The 18,988-nt window shown below is 61.4% G+C and carries 17 protein-coding genes; 9 read left to right on the forward strand and 8 right to left on the reverse strand.

Annotated features, from left to right (window positions below; all coding sequences use genetic code 11):
* Nucleotides 1-56 precede the first annotated feature (56 nt).
* The gene (locus tag ACM6J5_RS25185; RefSeq protein WP_414929539.1) at nt 57-1,433 is read left to right on the forward strand and encodes an L-serine ammonia-lyase; all 1,377 of its coding nucleotides are present in this window, start codon (nt 57-59) and stop codon (nt 1,431-1,433) included.
* A gap of 522 nt (nt 1,434-1,955) precedes the next feature.
* Nucleotides 1,956-3,059 (forward strand): GlxA family transcriptional regulator, encoded by a 1,104-nt coding sequence (locus ACM6J5_RS25190; RefSeq protein ID WP_007975492.1) that lies wholly within the window; start codon nt 1,956-1,958, stop codon nt 3,057-3,059.
* 111 nt (nt 3,060-3,170) lie between these two features.
* On the opposite strand, the gene ACM6J5_RS25195 is transcribed toward ACM6J5_RS25190, so the two are convergent.
* From ACM6J5_RS25195 to ACM6J5_RS25220, 6 genes are all read right to left on the reverse strand, one after another.
* Nucleotides 3,171-3,437, reverse strand: coding sequence for a hypothetical protein (locus ACM6J5_RS25195; RefSeq protein ID WP_095944882.1), 267 nt, complete (start codon nt 3,435-3,437; stop codon nt 3,171-3,173).
* A gap of 385 nt (nt 3,438-3,822) precedes the next feature.
* Nucleotides 3,823-4,986 (reverse strand): gamma-butyrobetaine dioxygenase, encoded by a 1,164-nt coding sequence (locus ACM6J5_RS25200; RefSeq protein ID WP_150672048.1) that lies wholly within the window; start codon nt 4,984-4,986, stop codon nt 3,823-3,825.
* Nucleotides 4,987-4,999: 13 nt separating this feature from the next.
* Nucleotides 5,000-5,476: a thioesterase family protein gene (locus ACM6J5_RS25205; RefSeq protein ID WP_150672047.1), complete on the reverse strand. Its 477-nt coding sequence runs from the start codon at nt 5,474-5,476 to the stop codon at nt 5,000-5,002.
* A 125-nt stretch (nt 5,477-5,601) separates the two neighbouring features.
* Nucleotides 5,602-6,567, reverse strand: a complete 966-nt coding sequence (locus ACM6J5_RS25210) for an L-carnitine dehydrogenase (protein ID WP_150672046.1) — start codon at nt 6,565-6,567, stop codon at nt 5,602-5,604.
* A gap of 141 nt (nt 6,568-6,708) precedes the next feature.
* Complete coding sequence (locus tag ACM6J5_RS25215) at nt 6,709-7,596, reverse strand: 3-keto-5-aminohexanoate cleavage protein (RefSeq protein ID WP_414929540.1); 888 nt, start codon at nt 7,594-7,596, stop codon at nt 6,709-6,711.
* Nucleotides 7,597-7,691: 95 nt separating this feature from the next.
* A complete protein-coding gene (locus ACM6J5_RS25220; RefSeq protein ID WP_095944886.1) occupies nt 7,692-8,636 on the reverse strand; it encodes a choline ABC transporter substrate-binding protein in 945 nt (314 codons plus the stop codon).
* Between the two features lie 224 nt (nt 8,637-8,860).
* Here ACM6J5_RS25220 and ACM6J5_RS25225 point away from each other — a divergent pair, with 224 nt between their 5' ends.
* Nucleotides 8,861-9,805 (forward strand): GlxA family transcriptional regulator, encoded by a 945-nt coding sequence (locus ACM6J5_RS25225; RefSeq protein ID WP_414929541.1) that lies wholly within the window; start codon nt 8,861-8,863, stop codon nt 9,803-9,805.
* A 131-nt stretch (nt 9,806-9,936) separates the two neighbouring features.
* On the opposite strand, the gene ACM6J5_RS25230 is transcribed toward ACM6J5_RS25225, so the two are convergent.
* The gene (locus ACM6J5_RS25230; protein WP_095944925.1) at nt 9,937-10,353 is read right to left on the reverse strand and encodes a DUF3010 family protein; all 417 of its coding nucleotides are present in this window, start codon (nt 10,351-10,353) and stop codon (nt 9,937-9,939) included.
* Nucleotides 10,354-10,414: 61 nt separating this feature from the next.
* A complete protein-coding gene (locus ACM6J5_RS25235) occupies nt 10,415-10,816 on the reverse strand; it encodes a lysozyme inhibitor LprI family protein (protein ID WP_095944888.1) in 402 nt (133 codons plus the stop codon).
* 235 nt (nt 10,817-11,051) lie between these two features.
* On the opposite strand from ACM6J5_RS25235, the gene ACM6J5_RS25240 reads away from it, so the two are divergent.
* From ACM6J5_RS25240 to ACM6J5_RS25265, 6 genes are all read left to right on the forward strand, one after another.
* Nucleotides 11,052-12,029 carry a dipeptidase gene (locus tag ACM6J5_RS25240; protein WP_032829497.1) on the forward strand — a complete coding sequence of 326 codons (978 nt, stop codon included), beginning with the start codon at nt 11,052-11,054 and terminating at the stop codon, nt 12,027-12,029.
* Nucleotides 12,030-12,107: 78 nt separating this feature from the next.
* The gene (locus tag ACM6J5_RS25245; protein ID WP_008048169.1) at nt 12,108-12,638 is read left to right on the forward strand and encodes a DUF5943 domain-containing protein; all 531 of its coding nucleotides are present in this window, start codon (nt 12,108-12,110) and stop codon (nt 12,636-12,638) included.
* Nucleotides 12,639-12,653: 15 nt separating this feature from the next.
* On the forward strand, nt 12,654-14,714 hold the full coding sequence (gene dgcA, locus ACM6J5_RS25250; protein WP_414929542.1) for a dimethylglycine demethylation protein DgcA: 2,061 nt from the start codon (nt 12,654-12,656) through the stop codon (nt 14,712-14,714).
* Nucleotides 14,715-14,888: 174 nt separating this feature from the next.
* On the forward strand, nt 14,889-16,835 hold the full coding sequence (gene dgcB / locus ACM6J5_RS25255; protein ID WP_414929543.1) for a dimethylglycine demethylation protein DgcB: 1,947 nt from the start codon (nt 14,889-14,891) through the stop codon (nt 16,833-16,835).
* Entirely contained in the window at nt 16,835-18,055 is a 1,221-nt protein-coding gene (locus ACM6J5_RS25260; protein ID WP_095944892.1) for an electron transfer flavoprotein subunit alpha/FixB family protein, read from the forward strand. Before dgcB ends, ACM6J5_RS25260 begins: the two co-directional genes overlap by 1 nt.
* 15 nt (nt 18,056-18,070) lie before the next feature.
* Entirely contained in the window at nt 18,071-18,841 is a 771-nt protein-coding gene (locus ACM6J5_RS25265; protein WP_095944893.1) for an electron transfer flavoprotein subunit beta, read from the forward strand.
* Nucleotides 18,842-18,988 lie beyond the last annotated feature (147 nt).

The raw sequence follows: 18,988 nt of genomic DNA on the forward strand, positions 1-18,988 counted from the left end.
CTCCGTCATCGTGCGCTTTTGCGTGCGCAGTGAGCCTATCCAGGAGTTCGGCAGTAATGGCTATCAGTGTTTTCGACCTGTTCAAAATCGGCATCGGCCCTTCCAGTTCACACACCGTGGGTCCCATGCGGGCGGCGGCGTTGTTTGTGCAGGGCTTGCGTGAGCGGGGGCTGCTTGAGCAGGTGCGGCGTGTCGAAGTCCAGTTGTTCGGTTCATTGTCGGCCACCGGCATCGGCCACGGCAGCGACAATGCCGTGATCATGGGCCTGATGGGCGAGTGGCCGGATGCGATCGATCCGTCGCAAATCGGCATTCGCATCGCCACCCTGCGCGAGACCGATACGCTGCTGCTCGACAGTCGCTTGCCAGTGCCCTTCATCTGGGCCCGGGACATGCGCCTGATCGACGAGAACCTGCCATTCCACCCCAACGCCATGACTCTTATTGTCGAAGGCGATGGCGGCGAGTTGTATCGCGACACCTACTATTCGGTCGGCGGCGGTTTTGTCGTCGATGAGGCTCAGGCCTCCAGCGGTGTCGTCGACCTCGACCGCACCGTGTTGCCATATGACTTTTCCAGCGCTGCCGAGCTGCTGGAGCTGTGTAAAAAACACAAGCTGCGTGTAGCTGAATTAATGATGGCCAACGAGAGGGTGTGGCGCGGCGAGGACGAAATCCGCAGCGGCCTGATGAAGCTCTGGCGCGCCATGCAGGATTGCGTCGAACAAGGCCTGAAGCACGAAGGCATCCTGCCCGGCGGGCTGAACGTGCGCCGTCGCGCGGCCAAGCTGCATCGCAGCCTGCAGGAACTGAACAAACCCAATGTGATCGGCTCGACCTTGAGCGCCATGGAATGGGTCAACCTGTTCGCCCTGGCGGTCAACGAAGAAAACGCCGCTGGCGGACGCATGGTCACGGCACCGACCAACGGTGCGGCGGGGATCATTCCGGCGGTGCTGCACTACTTCATGAAATTCAGCGAAGCCGTGACCGACGCCAATGTCGTCGACTACTTCCTCGGCGCGGCGGCGGTGGGAATCCTGTGCAAGAAGAACGCATCGATCTCCGGTGCCGAAGTCGGCTGCCAGGGCGAAGTCGGTTCGGCCTGCGCCATGGCGGCCGCCGGGTTGGCGGAAATCCTTGGCGCCACGCCAGAGCAATTGTGCAACGCGGCGGAGATCGGTCTGGAACACAACCTCGGCCTGACCTGCGACCCGGTGGGTGGGCTGGTCCAGGTGCCGTGCATCGAGCGCAACGCAATCGCCGCAGTGAAGGCGATCAATGCCGCGCAAATGGCATTGCGCGGTGATGGCCAGCATTTCATTTCGCTGGATCGGGTGATCCGCACCATGCGCGATACCGGTGCCGATATGCATGACAAATATAAGGAGACATCGCGGGGTGGGTTGGCGGTTAGCGCAGTGGAGTGCTGAGACCGCATCGCCCCTATCGCCAGCAGGCTGGCTCCCACAGTAGATTTGTATCGACCACAAAACCTGTGGGAGCCAGCCTGCTGGCGATAGGGGCAGACCAGTCAAAACTGCGCGCTAAGTGAACACCCGGTTTAAAACGCGCCACCTTTTGGCGCGTCGCTCACAGATAAATCGTCTTGCCACTGATCAAGGGCCAACCGGCCTTCGACCGCCTGTCACCCGTGCCTGCGGTGACACTCCCTTCCATCGCGGCGCAACGCCGTTCCCACAAGTGCTACCGAATTGCTCACAGCTTGTGGGGCGGGGCGCTTGCCAGCCCTGATGGCCATTTAAATCCCCCTGCCTTGCAAGACATATGTAGACACATTCCGACGTCGTTTTTAGGAGTTATTGAACGCGCATTCAAATTTAGGCATGGCAATTGCTCTGTCATTACAAAGCCCGTCTCCCACGCGAGAACGATGGCAATAAAAAGAGCCTCCGCCTGAGGCCATCACCCGCTTTGTGTGAGGAGATACCGCGATGACGACGTTCAACTCCGGGGCCCAACCCCAGAACCGTGCGCCTCAATCCATCGGCTTTCTGCTGCTGGACAATTTCACGCTGATTTCTCTGGCCTCCGCAGTGGAACCCCTGCGCATGGCCAACCAGTTGTCCGGTCGCGAGCTGTATCGCTGGACCACCCTCACCGTCGATGGCGGCCAGGTCTGGGCCAGTGACGGCCTGCAGATCACCCCCGACGCCTCCATGCACAAAGCCCCGCCAATGGACACGGTCATCGTGTGCGGCGGTATCGGCATCCAGCGCACTGTTACCCGCGAACACGTGTCATGGCTGCAAAGCCAGGCTCGCCAGTCCCGCCGTCTCGGTGCGGTGTGCACCGGCAGCTGGGCCCTGGCCTGCGCCGGCCTGCTCGACGGTTTTGATTGCAGCGTGCACTGGGAATGCCTGGCGGCGATGCAGGAAGCTTTCCCGCGTGTAGCGATGAGTACTCGCCTGTTCACCCTCGACCGTAACCGTTTCACCAGCTCCGGCGGCACCGCGCCGCTGGACATGATGCTGCACTTGATCAGTCGCGATCACGGTCGTGAGCTGTCGGCGGCCATTTCGGAGATGTTCGTCTACGAGCGCATCCGCAACGAGCAGGATCATCAGCGTGTGCCGCTCAAGCACATGCTCGGCACCAACCAGCCGAAGTTGCAGGAAATCGTTGCGCTGATGGAAGCCAACCTCGAAGAGCCGATCGACCTGGACGAACTGGCGGTGTATGTCGCGGTGTCCCGTCGCCAGCTGGAGCGGCTGTTCCAGAAATACCTGCACTGCTCGCCGTCGCGTTACTACCTCAAGCTGCGCCTGATCCGTGCGCGCCAGCTGCTCAAGCAAACGCCGATGTCGATCATCGAAGTGGCATCGGTCTGTGGTTTCGTGTCCACGCCGCACTTCTCCAAGTGCTACCGCGAATACTTCGGCATTCCTCCACGTGACGAGCGCGTAGGGTCCAACACCACCCAGCAAGTGGCGATGATGCCGCTGCCACAAGCACTGGTGCTGTCGCCGTTGTCCGGGCCGTTGTCGGCGCTGAGCCAGGCGCGCAATGAGTCGACGTTTGCCAGTGTAAGGCTCTAGACCAGGTCGACTTCATTCGCGAGCAGGCTCGCTCCCACATTTGATCTGTGTTGTTCACAGAACCAATGTGGGAGCGGCGGTGCGGCGATCCGACTTGCTCGCGAAGGCGTTTTATCGGGCGGTGTGGCTTTGCTGGTACTCCGACAACGCCGGCAGCAGTTGTTTGTCGATGGCCTGGCGCACTGCCGGCAGGATCGTCGCGCTGCTGGTGTACATTTCCTTGACCATCTTGCGAAGCTCATACGCCCGAGCATCGTCCAGGCCCCTTACCACGCATTCGCAAGCCTGCTCGGCGGTGGCTCCGTTGGGCACGTTGAAGCCCAACGACTTGAGCTGGCCCAACAGGTCTTCCTGGTCTATCAAATCGGCGTGCATCATGACGCAATCCTTCTTCAGGGAACGGTGTCGTGGTTCGATTCTGGTAGGGGTACCGGGTGTCGGCAAGGACGAATTGTCGCAATGGCTCAATTGGTTATGAACATGTCGTTTTCGGCTAACCTGGCGCGCGGGGGAGTGGGCACACTGGACTCAGCTCGCTTCACGAAGGTTTGGTCACCCTCGCATGGCAGCTCCTCAACAGTACCCTCTGCCTCGATCCTGTCACGGCTTGATCGGGGTTTTTTTTGTCTGTGATTCAGGGAGATATGCGGTGTCTGTCCGGGTGCCATCGCGAGCAGGCTCACTCCCACATTCAACCGCGTTCCCATGAGAGAACCCGGTCAACTGTGGGAGCGAGCCTGCTCGCGATGAACGATGACGCGGTCTAGCGTTGTAAAACCAGAATCCGCGACAACAACTCATCCCGGTCCACATAGCAGCCCTGGAAGTGCCGCGCCCCGGTGGCGGGGTCGAAGGCGTTGCGGGCATGCAGGGTGCGACGGTTGTCGAAGCACCAGAGCTCGCCGGGATTGAGCCGCTGCATCAGCCTGAATCGAGGTTCGCGGGTCATTGCGATAAAGCGCCGATAGGCGTGGTAGAGCTTGGGCATCTGCTCCACCGAGGCATCGAACGGCCCGCGCAGAAAGTTCGCCATGCGGATTTCCGACACCTGCCCCAACGCATCCAGGGCGATGATCGGCGCGAGGCAGCGGTAGTCGCTGTGACGGTCCTTGTTGCGAAATTCCACGGGGATTTCGCAGAGGCTTTTGAAGGATCCGGGATCTTCCCGGCGCAAGGCGTCGGCAATGGCAAAACCGTCGACAAAAATGCTCTCGCCACCCTCGGCGTCATTGACCAGGCAATGCAGGAATTGCAGCCCCGGTTGCAGCTCCCGGGTCGGCAAATCGCTGTGCAGTGGCAGGTTGAAGGCGGTGTAGGCGTTGCTGTCGGCGTCGGCCTTGGATTGCACATTGAACAGCACGCCGAAATTGCTCTCGCGGATGAAGGAAATGCGTTGGGCGATCAGCTTCAGAGAACCGGGTTCGGTGGGCACGCCTCGGACCTGGGTCAATCCGACATCCCGCACCGCCAACAGCCATTGCAACAGAGCGTCGTTATCCGTCATCAGTGCTTGATATTCGAACACCGGCAACCGCAAATCGCTGTGCCAGAGCCTGGCTTTTGGCTTGCGTGCCTGGCGCTCGGCGCGGGATTCCTCGTCATAGGCGTGGGCGCGCAGCCAGCCGGGGTCGAAGCGGCTGCTGTGGCCGTCCCGCCAATCCACCGACAGGCAACCATCGGTGTCGATGTGCACTTGTTCGGGTATCAGATCTTGAGCCACATCGACGATTTCCAGCACTTGCTCGCGGGTCACGGTGTAGACGCACTGCGGGCACGGGCAGTTATCCCGCAGCCATTGATGGTGGAAAGGGCTGACGCGATCGTCGGCCCACTTCACCAGAATACGGTCCGCCAGGGTCTGCACGCCAGTCAGCGCGCTGATCAACGGATAGGTACGAAAGTCGGCAAATGCTGCGGCGGTATTCATGGCGATCTCCTTGTTATTTTTTTGGGGGTAATGCGATCACTCGGCCAACGTAATCGGGCGCAGGCAGGTCCTCCTGTTCGGCGACGATGGCTTGCAGCCGGCTCAAGGATTGTTCGCTGAACGGCGCCGAACGCGGCCCGGCGAGATCCACGTGCAGCAGCATCTGTTCATTGCCTGCAAGTTCCTGGGCATCACCGACCAGATGCAGGCTGTGATAGAGGTGCACGCGCTTGCTGTCGTGGGCGATGATTTGGGTGTGCACTTCGACCTTGGCGTCGAGCTTCACTTCGTGCAGGTAGTTCAGGTGCAGTTCGAGGGTGAACAGCGAGTTGCCGCTGGCCTCGCGGCTGTTGCTGTCCAGGCCCAGGCGATCCATCAGGGCGTCGGTGGCGTAGCTGAAGATCAGCAGATAGAAGGCGTCGCGCAGGTGGCCGTTGTAGTCGACCCAGTCGGGGATGATGGTGGTTTGGTAGGTGGTGAGGGTGGGCATGATGGCTGATCCAGAACAGATTATGATTGGAGTGCCGTCATCGCCAGCAGGCTGGCTCCCACATTGGAATGCATTCCCCCTGTGGGAGCCAGCCTGCTGGCGATGGGGCCAGTCCAGATTGTCGATTACTCGCTGAAAGCCATCCCATGCTTTTCTTTGGTGGTCTTCACCGCCTCCAGCACCGCCAGCAGGCAGTCATCACGATAGCGCTCCAGCGCCGAAATGCTGTGTTTACCCAGTTGATCGCTGGTCCCATCGACCACGTCGTCGATCAGCTTGTCGGTCAGCTCCGGTGCCGGCAGGTAGGTCCACGGCAACTGCAACGCCGGGCCGAACTGCGCCATGAAGTGGCGCATGCCGGCATCGCCGCCGGCCAGGGTGTAGGTCAGGAAGGTGCCCATGAACGACCAGCGCAAGCCCGCGCCGAAGCGGATGGCATCGTCGATTTCGCCGGTGGTCGCCACGCCGTCGTTGACCAGGTGCAGGGCCTCACGCCACAGCGCTTCGAGCAGGCGGTCGGCGATGAAACCCGGTACTTCCTTGCGCACGTGCAGCGGGCGCATCCCCAGGGATTCATAGACCCTCATGGCCGCTTGCACTGCTTCAGGGGCGGTGTTTTTGCCGCCAACCACTTCCACCAACGGCAGCAGGTAAACCGGGTTGAACGGGTGACCGACTACGCAGCGTTCAGGATGCGTGGCGCTCTCGTAGAACTCACTCGGCAACAGGCCAGAGGTGCTCGAACCGATCAATGCATTGGGCTTGGCCGCCGCGCTGATTTTGCTGTGCAGGTCCAGTTTCAGCTCCAGTCGTTCCGGGGCGCTCTCCTGGATGAAATCGGCATCGCGCACGCACTCTTCGATGGTCGCGACAAAGCGCAGGCGATCTTGCGATGCACCCGGCGCCAGGCCTTGTTTCTCCAGCGCGCCCCAGGCATTGGCGACGCGTTTGCGCAAGGCGGCTTCAGCGCCGGGGGCCGGGTCCCAGGCCACTACATCCAGGCCATGGGCGAGGGCGCGGGCCACCCAACCGCTGCCGATGACACCGCTGCCTAACGCTGCGAAGGTTTTGATTTCGGTGATAAAGCTCATGGTCGATTCCTGAATTTGGCTCGGAAAAAACTGTGGGAGCGAGCCTGCTCGCGATGGCGTCGGTACATCCGATGCATCAATTGAGGCAGGTAAACCGCTATCGCGAGCAGGCTCGCTCCCACAGGGGGAAAGTGGGTAGGGTCAACCGCGCTTGGTCAGGCCCATTTTTGCCCGGCCTTCAGCCGGGGTCAGGACGCGGGCGCCAAGGCGGCTGAGGATTTCGCTGGCGCGCTCGACCAGTTGGCCGTTGGTCGCCAGCACGCCCTTGTCCAGCCACAGGTTGTCTTCCAGCCCGACCCGTACGTTGCCGCCGAGCAACACCGCTTGCGCCGCCATCGGCATCTGCATCCGGCCGATACCGAAGCCGGCCCAGACTGCATCGGCCGGCAGGTTGTCGACCATGGCTTTCATGGTGGTGGTGTCCGCCGGCGCGCCCCAAGGGATGCCCAGGCACAGCTGGAACAACGGGTTGTCGAGCAGGCCTTCCTTGATCATCTGCTTGGCGAACCACAGGTGACCGGTGTCGAAGATTTCCAGCTCGGCTTTCACACCCAGCTCTTGAATGCGTTTGGCGCCGGCACGCAACTGGGCCGGGGTGGAGACGTAGATGGTGTCGCCGTCGCCGAAGTTCAGGGTGCCGCAGTCGAGGGTGCAGATTTCCGGCAGCAGTTCTTCGACGTGGGCCAGGCGGGTCAACGGGCCGACCAGATCGGTGTTCGGGCCGAATTCCATCGGATTCTCGCCGGCACCGATTTCCAGGTCGCCGCCCATGCCGGCGGTGAGGTTGACGATGATGTCCACGTCCGCCTCGCGGATGCGCTCCATCACTTCGCGGTACAGCGCCACGTCACGGCTGAACTTGCCGGTTTGCGGGTCACGCACATGGCAGTGAACCACGGTGGCGCCGGCCTTGGCGGCTTCTATGGCGGCAGCGGCGATCTGTTTCGGGGTGACCGGCACGTGTGGGCTCTTGGCGGTCGTGTCGCCAGCACCGGTGAGTGCGCAGGTGATGATGACGTCGTGGTTCATGAGGCGATTCCTTACAGGCGAGTTTTTGGCTTTGGCCAGGCGTGGTGGTCCCGTCCGCAGCCCGTTGGGGCTGCGAGTCGGTGGTTCAATCGTGTTTATTTAGTGGTCAGTTGCAGGTTTTCAGCGGCCGGTTTGCCGTCGAAGGTGGTGACACCTTCAAGCCAGCGTTTTTTGTCCAGCGGGTGATCCTTGAGCCATTGTTTGGCCGACTCGAAAGCGTCCTTGTGATCCAGCAGTGGCTGCATCATCCGGCTCTCGTCTTCGGCGGTGAACGTCAGGTTGCTCAGCAGGCGACCGATGTTCGGGCATTGTTCGGTGTATGTCGGTGCTGTGACGGTCCACACGGTGGCCTTGCCTTCGTTCGGGCCGAGAGCGTCGTCGCTGCCGGTGAGGTAGGTCATCTTGACGTTGACGTTCATCGGGTGCGGCGCCCAGCCGAAGAACACCACAGCTTCGTTGCGACGTACGGCGCGATCCACGGCGGCGAGCATGCCGGCTTCGCTGGATTCGACCAGCTGGAACTTGCCGAGGCCGAACTGGTTCTTGGAGATCATCGCCTTGATCTGGGTGTTGGCGCCCGAGCCAGGTTCGATGCCGTAGATCTTGCCGCCCAGTTCCTTTTCGAATTTGGCGATGTCAGCGAAGGTTTTCAGGCCCTTGTCGGCGAGGTAGGTCGGCACGGCGAGAGTCGCGCGGGCATCCTGCAGGCTCGGCGCTTCAAGCACCTTGACTTGTTTGGCGTCGACGAACGGGGTGATGGTCTGGGTCATCAGCGGGTTCCAGTAACCGAGGAACAGGTCCAGACGCTGGTCGCGGATCCCGGCGAAGATGATTTGCTGGGAGGCGCTGGTTTGTTTGGTGCTGTAGCCGAGGCCATCGAGCAATACCTGGGTCATGGCACTGGTGGCGATCACGTCGGTCCAGTTCACTACACCCATGCGCACGTTCTGACACGCGGCGGGTTCGGCGGCCATGACACTGGCGCTCAGCAAAGCGGTACCACTGAGTGCAAGAACACAGCTGCTGATCAGTCGTTTCATCTCAGGTTCCTCGGCAGTTCGTTTATTGTGAGTTCCGGTGTCTGATGCGCCGGTGATGCCAAGTTACGCAGCAAAGCACCGATGAAAACGCACTGCGGCGACCAGCTCTTGCACTGCAGCGACCTGCGCTCTTGAATGCCGCTCGCAAGTGGCGTATCAACATCCCTACGCTGCCCGCCCTCTCGTTACCTGGCCTCCTGTTACCTGCTAAGCGAGTGCGCTCCATGTCCCAGGATTTCTACTTCTTGTTGATGCCGGGTTTCTCGGCCATTGGATTTATCTCGGCCATCGAGCCGTTGCGGGTCGCCAATCGCTTTCGTGGCGAACTCTATCGCTGGCATGTGCTGAGCGCGGATGGCGGGGCGGTGTTGGCCAGCAACGGCATGTCGGTCAACGCCGATGCGGCGCTGGAACCGTTGAAGAAAGGTGCGACACTGCTGGTGGTCGCAGGGTTCGAACCCCTGAAGTTCACCACGCCGGCGCTGGAACACTGGCTGCGCCGCCTGGACAATGAAGGCGTGACCCTCGGTGCCATCGACACCGGCAGCTTCATCCTCGCAGAAGCCGGCCTGCTCGATGGCCATCGCCTGACCCTGCACTGGGAAGCCATCGATGCCTTCAAGGAATCTTATCCACAGCTCAGCGTCACCCAGGAACTGTTCGAGATTGATCGCCGGCGCATTACTTCCGCCGGCGGTACCGCTTCCATTGATCTGATGCTGGATCTGATCGCCCAGGCTCACGGCCCGGAACTGGCGATCCAGGTCAGCGAACAATTCGTACTCGGCCGCATCCGCCCGCGTAAAGACCACCAGCGCATGGAAGTCGCCACGCGTTATGGCCTCAGCAACAAGAAACTGGTGCATGTGATCGGTGAGATGGAGCAGCACAGCGAACCGCCGCTTAGCACTTTGGAACTGGCGGAATCGATCAGGGTGACGCGGCGCCAGCTGGAGCGCCTGTTTCGCCTGCACCTGAACGACACACCGAGCAATTTCTATCTTCGATTGAGGCTGGAAAAGGCCCGGCAGTTGCTGCGGCAGACCGACATGAGCGTGTTGGAGGTCAGTATTGCCTGCGGGTTTGAATCGCCGTCGTACTTCACCCGCAGTTATCGGGCGAAGTATGAGCGGTGCCCGCGGGAGGATCGGCGTACCGCCAAGGCATGAATACTTGATACCCCCTGTGGGAGCCAGCCTGCTGGCGATAGCGGTATGTCAGACACATGAATATCGACTGATGCACCGCCATCGCCAGCAGGCTGGCTCCCACAGTTAGTTTGTTCTGTCAGGAAGACCTGTTACTTCTTCAAAAGCGCCGAACACGCCGCCTTGTACGCCTCATGCTGGTACTTGTTCAGCGTTCCCGGCAATTCGAAGTTGTGCTTCTTGGCCTGGGCATTGATGGTCTGCGGCGACAACAGCATCACCTCGCAATTCTCCAGCAACTGGAAAACCCCCTCGATCTTGAACGTGGTCGGCCCCCCGGCGAACTCGCCTTTCTTGCTGCGCTTCTTGATCGCAATGCGGTCTATCGAGTTCTCGCGAACAAAGGACGCAACCTGAGCGGCGAACAGTTTGACGTTGGCGGCTTCGTCGTCATCGTCCAGGGCGATTTTCTTGGTGGCGAGTGCGACATGGCCCAGCGCCTGACCGTCCAGCGTGGCCACGGCGATGATCGCTTCGCTGCCTTTGATTTCGATGCCGCAGATTTTCATGTTCAATCCCATTAGTGACAGAGGGTGTGCAGCTTACAGCTCAAGCTGGCTGGGGAACGGATCACTCCTGCCCAATCGACTCCAAAAACTCCGATCGCTCATCACTCATCCGCGCCACACAATCGTTCTGGGCAATGGTGAATGCCTTGCTGCCGGCCGTGGCCGGAAAGGCTTCTACGGCGCAATCGGCATCGCGGGTTTTGAGCCATTGGGCCTGGGCGGCCTTGATTTTTGCGGTGACGTCGGTCAGTTGCGACGGGTTCTTGCCGTAGAGCGACTGCATGCGGTCGTTCAGGCTTTTGAGGTTTTCGCTCAACAGGTCTTCGGCGGAGGTTTTGCTGAAGGCCGAACATTCCAGGGTCTGGATGTCGTTTTCGACTTTGTCGCACGGGTTGTCGTCGGACACCTGCGCTGCGTGTACGCCGGTCGCAATCATTGCCATTGCCAGAATGATCGATTTCATTATCGTCGCCGCTCTTGTCCAGTGAAGCATCCAGTGATGCGGCGAATTCTGGCCCAAGCCGAGGGCCTTGAACAGGTCGCAGATTGTGCCTGGCGACGACCCTTTGTCGTGGATTGACGCTTTCGGCAAACCCCCTGTCGTTTTTGCACCCGGCTGCCCCTGCACCGAGGCATATGCTGGCCCCAAAGCGCCGGCAGACGATTCGGCGCATGAATCGCTAATAGGGGACAGCCTGATGAGCCCAGCCGAATTGCACGCCGACAGCATCGTTATCGACGGGCTGATTATCGCCAAGTGGAACCGTGAACTGTTCGAAGACATGCGCAAGGGCGGTTTGACCGCGGCCAACTGCACCGTGTCGGTGTGGGAGGGCTTTCAGGCCACCGTCAACAACATCGCCGCGAGCCAGAAGCTGATCCGCGAGAACAGCGACCTGGTGATTCCGGTCCGCACCACCGCCGACATCCGCAAGGCCAAGGAGCAGGGCAAGACCGGCATCCTTTTCGGCTTCCAGAATGCCCACGCCTTTGAAGACCAGATTGGCTATGTCGAGGTGTTCAAGCAACTGGGCGTCGGTATCGTGCAGATGTGCTACAACACCCAGAACCTGGTGGGCACCGGTTGCTACGAGCGTGACGGCGGCCTGTCGGGTTTCGGTCGCGAAATCGTCGCCGAGATGAACCGGGTTGGCGTGATGTGCGACCTGTCCCACGTCGGTTCCAAGACCTCCGAAGAAGTCATCCTCGAATCGAAGAAGCCGGTCTGCTACTCCCACTGCCTGCCGTCGGGGCTCAAGGAGCACCCGCGCAACAAGTCCGATGAAGAACTCAAGTTCATTGCCGACCATGGCGGCTTTGTCGGCGTGACCATGTTCGCGCCGTTCCTGGCCAAGGGCATCGACTCGACCATCGACGACTATGCCGAAGCCATCGAGTACGTGATGAACATCGTCGGCGAAGACGCTATCGGCATCGGTACCGACTTCACCCAGGGCCACGGCCAGGACTTCTTTGAATACCTGACCCACGACAAAGGCTACGCCCGCCGTCTGACCAGCTTCGGCAAGATCATCAACCCGCTGGGTATCCGCACCGTGGGCGAGTTCCCGAACCTGACCGAGACCCTGCTCAAGCGCGGCCACTCCGAGCGCGTGGTGCGCAAGATCATGGGCGAGAACTGGGTCAACGTTCTCAAGGACGTTTGGGGCGAGTAAGCCACAGCACCTCTGAATCCTTTCCCGCTGCCATCCGAGCAGCGGGCAACACAACGAATTTTCTGGAGTCAAGTTTCCATGGCCAAGATCGCCCCGCAATTGCCAATCGAAGTCGACAGCGAAACCGGTGTCTGGACCTCCGACGCCCTGCCGATGCTGTACGTGCCGCGCCATTTCTTCGTCAACAACCACATGGGCATCGAGGAAGTGCTGGGCGCCGAAGCCTACGCCGAAATCCTCTACAAGGCCGGCTACAAGTCCGCCTGGCACTGGTGTGAAAAAGAAGCCGAATGCCACGGCCTGGAAGGCGTCGCGGTGTTCGAGCACTACATGAAGCGCCTGTCGCAGCGCGGTTGGGGTCTGTTCAAGATCCAGGACATCGACCTCGACAAAGGCACCGCCAGTGTCAAGCTCGAACACTCGGCATTTGTCTACGTGTACGGCAAGGTCGGGCGTAAGGTCGACTATATGTTCACTGGCTGGTTTGCAGGGGCCATGGACCAGATCCTCGCCGCTCGCGGCAGCAAGATCCGCACCGTGGCCGAACAAGTCTACGGTGGCTCCGAAGAGGGCCACGAAGACGGCTTGTTCACCGTCAAGCCGTTGTAAGTCGAGGAACCCGCCATGGCTTTCGAAGCAATGTTCCAGCCGATCCAGATCGGCAAACTGACCATCCGCAACCGCGTGCTCAGCACCGCGCACGCCGAGGTCTATGCCACCGACGGCGGCATGACCACCGACCGGTACGTCAAGTATTACGAAGAGAAAGCCAAGGGCGGGATCGGCCTGGCGATTTGCGGCGGCTCCTCCAGCGTCGCCATCGACAGCCCGCAAGGCTGGTGGAAGTCGGTCAACCTGGCGGACGACCGGATCATTCCGCACTTCCAGAACCTGGCCGATGCCATGCACAAGCATGGCGCCAAGATCATGATCCAGATTACCCACATGGGCCGACGCTCGCGTTGGGACGGCGAGCACTGGCCAACCCTGCTGTCGCCTTCGGGCATCCGTGAACCGGTGCACCGTGCGACCTGCAAGACCATCGAGCCGGAAGAAATCTGGCGCGTGATCGGCAACTACGCCACGGCAGCGGCACGGGCCAAGGCCGGCGGCCTGGACGGCGTTGAACTGTCCGCCGTGCACCAGCACATGATCGACCAGTTCTGGAGCCCGAGGGTCAACAAGCGCACCGACGAATGGGGCGGCAGCTTCGAGAACCGCATGCGTTTCGGCCTGGAAGTGATCAAGGCGGTGCGCAAGGAAGTCGGTCCGGACTTCTGCGTCGGCATCCGCCTTTGCGGTGACGAATTCCACCCGGATGGCTTGTCCCACGAGGACATGAAGCAGATCGCCAAGTACTACGACGACACCGGCATGATCGACTTCATCGGCGTGGTCGGTTCAGGTTGCGACACCCACAACACCCTGGCCAACGTTATCCCCAACATGAGTTATCCACCGGAGCCATTCCTGCATCTGGCGGCCGGTATCAAGGAAGTGGTCAAGGCCCCTGTACTGCACGCGCAGAACATCAAGGACCCGAACCAGGCCACCCGTATTCTGGAGGGCGGCTACGTCGATATGGTCGGCATGACCCGCGCCCACATCGCCGATCCGCACCTGATCGCCAAGATCAAGATGGGCCAGGTCGACCAGATCAAGCAGTGCGTCGGCGCCAACTACTGCATCGATCGTCAGTACCAGGGCCTGGACGTGCTGTGCATCCAGAACGCCGCGACCTCCCGTGAATACATGGGCGTGCCGCACATCATCGAGAAGTCGACCGGTGTGAAGCGCAAAGTCGTGGTGGTCGGTGCCGGTCCTGCCGGGATGGAAGCGGCTCGCGTGTCGGCCGAACGTGGCCACGACGTGACCCTGTTCGAGAAGAAAGAATTCATCGGCGGGCAGATCACTACCGCGTCGAAAGCTCCACAGCGGGATCAGATCGCCGGTATCACTCGTTGGTTCCAGCTGGAACTGGCGCGTTTGAAGGTGGACCTGCGCCTGGGCGTGGCGGCGGATGCAGCGACCATTCTCGACCTGCGTCCGGATGTGGTGGTACTCGCCGTCGGCGGTCATCCGTTCCTGGAGCAGAACGAACACTGGGGCGCGGCTGAAGGCCTGGTGGTCAGCAGCTGGGACGTGCTCGACGGCAAGGTGGCGCCGGGCAAGAACGTGCTGGTCTACGACACCATTTGTGAGTTCACCGGGATGTCGGTCGCCGACTACCTGGCGGACAAAGGCAGCCAGGTCGAGATCGTCACCGACGACATCAAACCGGGTGTGGCCATCGGCGGTACGTCGTTCCCGACTTACTACCGCAGCATGTACCCCAAAGAAGTGATCATGACCGGCGACATGATGCTGGAGAAGGTCTACCGCGAAGGCGACAAGCTGGTGGCGGTGCTGGAGAACGAATACACCGGTGCCAAAGAGGAGCGGGTGGTCGACCAGGTGGTGGTGGAAAACGGCGTGCGTCCGGACGAAGAAATCTACTACTCGCTGAAGGAAGGCTCGCGCAACAAAGGCCAGATGGACATCGAAGCTTTGTTCGCGATCAAGCCGCAACCTTCGCTGAGCACCACGGGTGACGGCTACTTGCTGTTCCGTATCGGCGACTGCGTGGCTCAGCGCAATACACACGCTGCGATCTACGACGCGCTACGGTTGTGCAAGGATTTCTAAGAGCTTGTGGATAACCCTTGTAGGAGCGAGCTTGCTCGCGATGGACGTGAACGATGACGCGGGGAGTCTGATTCAACGCGGTGTTCTCAGGTTTTTCGCGAGCAGGCTCGCTCCTACAAGGGATCAAGCAAGGCATCCAGATAGTTAAGCCCGATGTCTTTGGGAGCTTCACCTATGTTGAACACCCTTCTTCCTATCCTGTTGTTCGCAGCCCTTGGCCTTGGTGTCCTGGGCGCGTTGCGGCGGGTGGCCATGTGGCGCCGGGGCCGGGCTTCGAAAGTCGACCTGATCGGCGGCCTGTTCGCCATGCCCAAGCGCTACATGGTCGATTTGCACCATGTGGTCGCGCGGGACAAATACATTGCCAACACCCACGTCGCCACGGCGGGTGGTGCGGTGGCGTCCATCGTGCTGGCGATCCTGGTGCATGGTTTCGGCCTGCATAATCGCTTCCTCGGCTACGCACTGCTGTTGATGACGGCGGTTATGTTCGTCGGCGCGATCTTTGTTTACCTGCGTCGACGCAACCCGCCGTCGCGCCTGTCGAAAGGCCCGTGGATGCGCCTGCCGAAAAGCCTGCTGGCGTTCTCGGCCTCGTTCTTCCTGTTGACCCTGCCGGTGGCGGGCATCCTGCCGGAAAACTTCGGTGGCTGGCTGTTGGCGTCGGTTCTCGGGGTTGGCGTGTTGTGGGGCGTGTCGGAACTGTTCTTTGGCATGACCTGGGGCGGGCCGATGAAGCACGCCTTCGCCGGTGCGCTGCACCTGGCCTGGCACCGTCGCGCCGAACGCTTTGGCGGTGGTCGGTCCACGGGCCTCAAGCCTCTGGACTTGAGCGACCCGAGCGCGCCGCTGGGCGTGGAAAAACCCAAGGATTTCACCTGGAACCAATTGCTCGGCTTCGACGCCTGCGTGCAGTGCGGTAAATGCGAAGCGGCATGCCCGGCGTTCGCCGCCGGCCAGCCACTGAACCCGAAAAAACTGATTCAGGACATGGTCGTCGGCCTGGCCGGCGGCACCGATGCCAAGTTTGCCGGCAGTCCGTATCCGGGCAAGGCCATCGGTGAGCACGCAGGCAATCCGCATCAACCGATCGTCAACGGCCTGGTGGACGCCGAAACCCTGTGGTCGTGCACCACCTGCCGTGCCTGTGTCGAGGAATGCCCGATGATGATCGAGCACGTCGATGCCATCGTCGACATGCGTCGCCATCTGACCCTGGAAAAAGGCGCAACCCCGAACAAGGGTGCCGAAGTCCTGGAAAACCTGATCGCCACCGACAACCCCGGCGGCTTCGCGCCGGGCGGACGGATGAACTGGGCGGCAGATTTGAACCTCAACCTGCTCAGCGAAAAGAAATCCACTGACGTGCTGTTCTGGGTCGGCGACGGCGCCTTCGACATGCGCAACCAGCGCACCCTGCGCGCCTTCGTGAAAGTGCTGAAAGCGGCGAAAATCGACTTCGCCGTGCTCGGCCTCGAAGAGCGTGACAGTGGTGACGTGGCCCGGCGCCTGGGCGACGAAGCGACCTTCCAGCTGTTGGCCAAACGCAACATCCAGACCCTGGCCAAATACAGTTTCAACCGTATCGTCACCTGTGACCCGCACAGCTTCCATGTGCTGAAAAACGAGTACGGCGCCTTCGATGGCAACTACCTGGTGCAGCACCACAGCACCTACATGGCGGAAATCATCGATGCTGGCGCGCTCAATCTCGGTCAGCACAAAGGCGACAGTGTGACCTACCACGACCCGTGCTACCTCGGCCGCTACAACGGCGAATACGAGGCGCCGCGTCAGGTGTTGCGTGCCCTCGGGATCGAAGTGAAAGAGATGCAACGTTCCGGCTTCCGCTCCCGCTGCTGCGGCGGTGGTGGCGGCGCGCCGATCACCGACATTCCGGGCAAGCAGCGGATTCCCGACATGCGCATGGAAGACATCCGCGAAACCGGCGCCGAACTGGTGGCCGTGGGTTGCCCACAATGTACGGCGATGCTCGAAGGCGTGGTCGAACCCCGTCCGCTGATCAAGGACATTGCCGAACTGGTGGCCGACGCGCTGCTGGAAGACGACGCGGCAAAGCCGGCCGCGCCGGCAAAACGTGAACCTGCGGAGGTGCACTGATGAGCGACATTATCCGCCGCGACCCCCGGGCCGAATGGATTGCACGCAACCGTCTGCACCCGTTGCACGCGGCCATGCAGCCGGCACAACACAGCTGGATGGGGCCTAACGGCGTCATCCGCAAAAATCCCCATGGTGTCGGTTTCATTGGCCCCAACGGCATCAAACGCATCGACCGCAGCGGTGCTCAACAGGGCGGGGCGACCAAGCGCTCGGCTGCCGTCGAAGTGCAATTGCCGCTGCATCAGGTGGCCGCGCCGGCGTTTTACATCAGCGTGGTGCCGGACATGGTCGGTGGTCGCTTGAGCAGTCATGACCGCGACCTGCTGGGCCTGGCCCATCAACTGGCCGGCAGCGACGGCGCAGTGCTGGCCGTGGTGTTCGGTGAGCACAAGGAGAGCGCTTTTGCCACGGCGGGCGTCGACCGTCTGCTGGTGCTTGAGGGCGAAGAATTCAACGGTTATGCACCGGAACAACGGGTCCAGGGCCTGCGGGCTGTGGATAACCAGTTCAGCCCGCGTCACTGGTTGCTGCCGGACAGTCGCACCGGTGGCGGTGAATTGGGTCGGCGCTTTGCCGCCGCCCTGGGCGAACGCCCGGCCACGCGGGTCTGGCAGGTCAAGGATCAGGAGTGTATCGGCCGTGCCGGTGCCGGTTTGCAAGACTTGGCGCGGCCGCTGGCGCGGTTGATTCTGGCGGCTGTCGAATGCGCCGAACCGGTCAGCGAAACCCGTCACGAAGCCTTGCCGGTGGAGTTATCCACAACCGTGGCGCGTAGCCTGTCGCGGATCGAAGATCTGGGCGCGGTGGCCGTCGATCCGTCGGCAATTCCCATGGCCGAAGCCGAGTTCATTTTCTCCGGCGGCAACGGGGTCAAGGACTGGGGACTTTTCCACAGGACCGCCGAAGCCCTCGGCGCGACCGAAGGCGCATCGCGGGTGGCGGTGGACGACGGCTTCATGGCCCGCGACCGCCAGGTCGGCGCATCCGGCACCTGGGTCACGGCACGGGTCTATGTGGCAGTGGGGATTTCCGGGGCGATCCAGCACCTGCAAGGCATCGGTGCCTGCGACAAGGTGGTGGCGATCAACCTTGACCCTGGCTGCGACATGATCAAGCGCGCGGACCTCTCGGTGATCGGTGAGAGCGCGGAGATTCTTCAAGCCTTGATCGAGGCGGTAGAGGCTTACCGCAACGACGCCAAGCGCGATGCGGCTTAAGGGAAGGAAAGGGTTATGAGCACGAAAATCATCAGCCTGGTGTCCATCGGTGCCCACCCGACGTCCGGTCGACCGCGTCGCGCGGAACAGGATGCACGGGCGGTAGAACTGGGCCTGCAATTGGCTGGGGATAACCTGCAAGTGCTGCATGCCGGCGACATCGCCGAGCCTGCATTGCGCGCTTACCTGGGCATGGGGCTGGAGCAACTGCATGTGTTGGAGCAACCGCAAGGCGCCGATGCACTACCAGCGCTGACCGAGTATCTGCGCGATGCCGGTGCTCAGGTGGTGTTGACCGGCAGTCAGGCGGAAACCGGCGAAGGCTCGGGCATGCTGCCGTTCCTGCTCGCCGAAAGCCTGGGCTGGCCGCTGGTGGTGGGGCTGGCGCAGGTCGAGTCCATCGACGGCGGTTCGGCGCTGGTGCTGCAGGCCTTGCCGCGCGGTCAACGTCGGCGGCTCAAGGTGCGCTTGCCGTTTCTGGCAACGGTGGATAACGCCGCTCCCAAGCCTCGGCAGAGCGCTTATGGCCCGGCCCGACGCGGCGTGCTGCAAGCGCAGGACGTCGAGGTCATCGACGATGAGCTGCTCGCGGTCGCCACCCTGCAACCGGCCAAGCCACGGCCCAAGCGCTTGAAGGTGATCAAGGCCAAGAGTGGCGCCGACCGCATGAAAGCCGCGACGGCCAAGGCCAGTGGTGGAGGCGGGCAGGTGCTCAAGGGTGTGACGGCTCAGGCCGGCGCCGAGGCGATTCTCAAATTGCTGATTGAAGAAGGTGTAGTTCGCTAGCAAACACTGTGGGGGCGGCTTGTTCGCGAAAGCGTCGTATCAGGCGGCATTGAAGTCGACTGATACTCCGTCATCGCGAGCAAGCTCGCTCCCACAGGATCTCTTCGTCCCGCACCACACTCGTCAGCCCGGTGAGCTACAGTTTTC

Source organism: Pseudomonas sp. IT-P74 (assembly GCF_949768175.1).
Lineage (GTDB): Bacteria > Pseudomonadota > Gammaproteobacteria > Pseudomonadales > Pseudomonadaceae > Aquipseudomonas.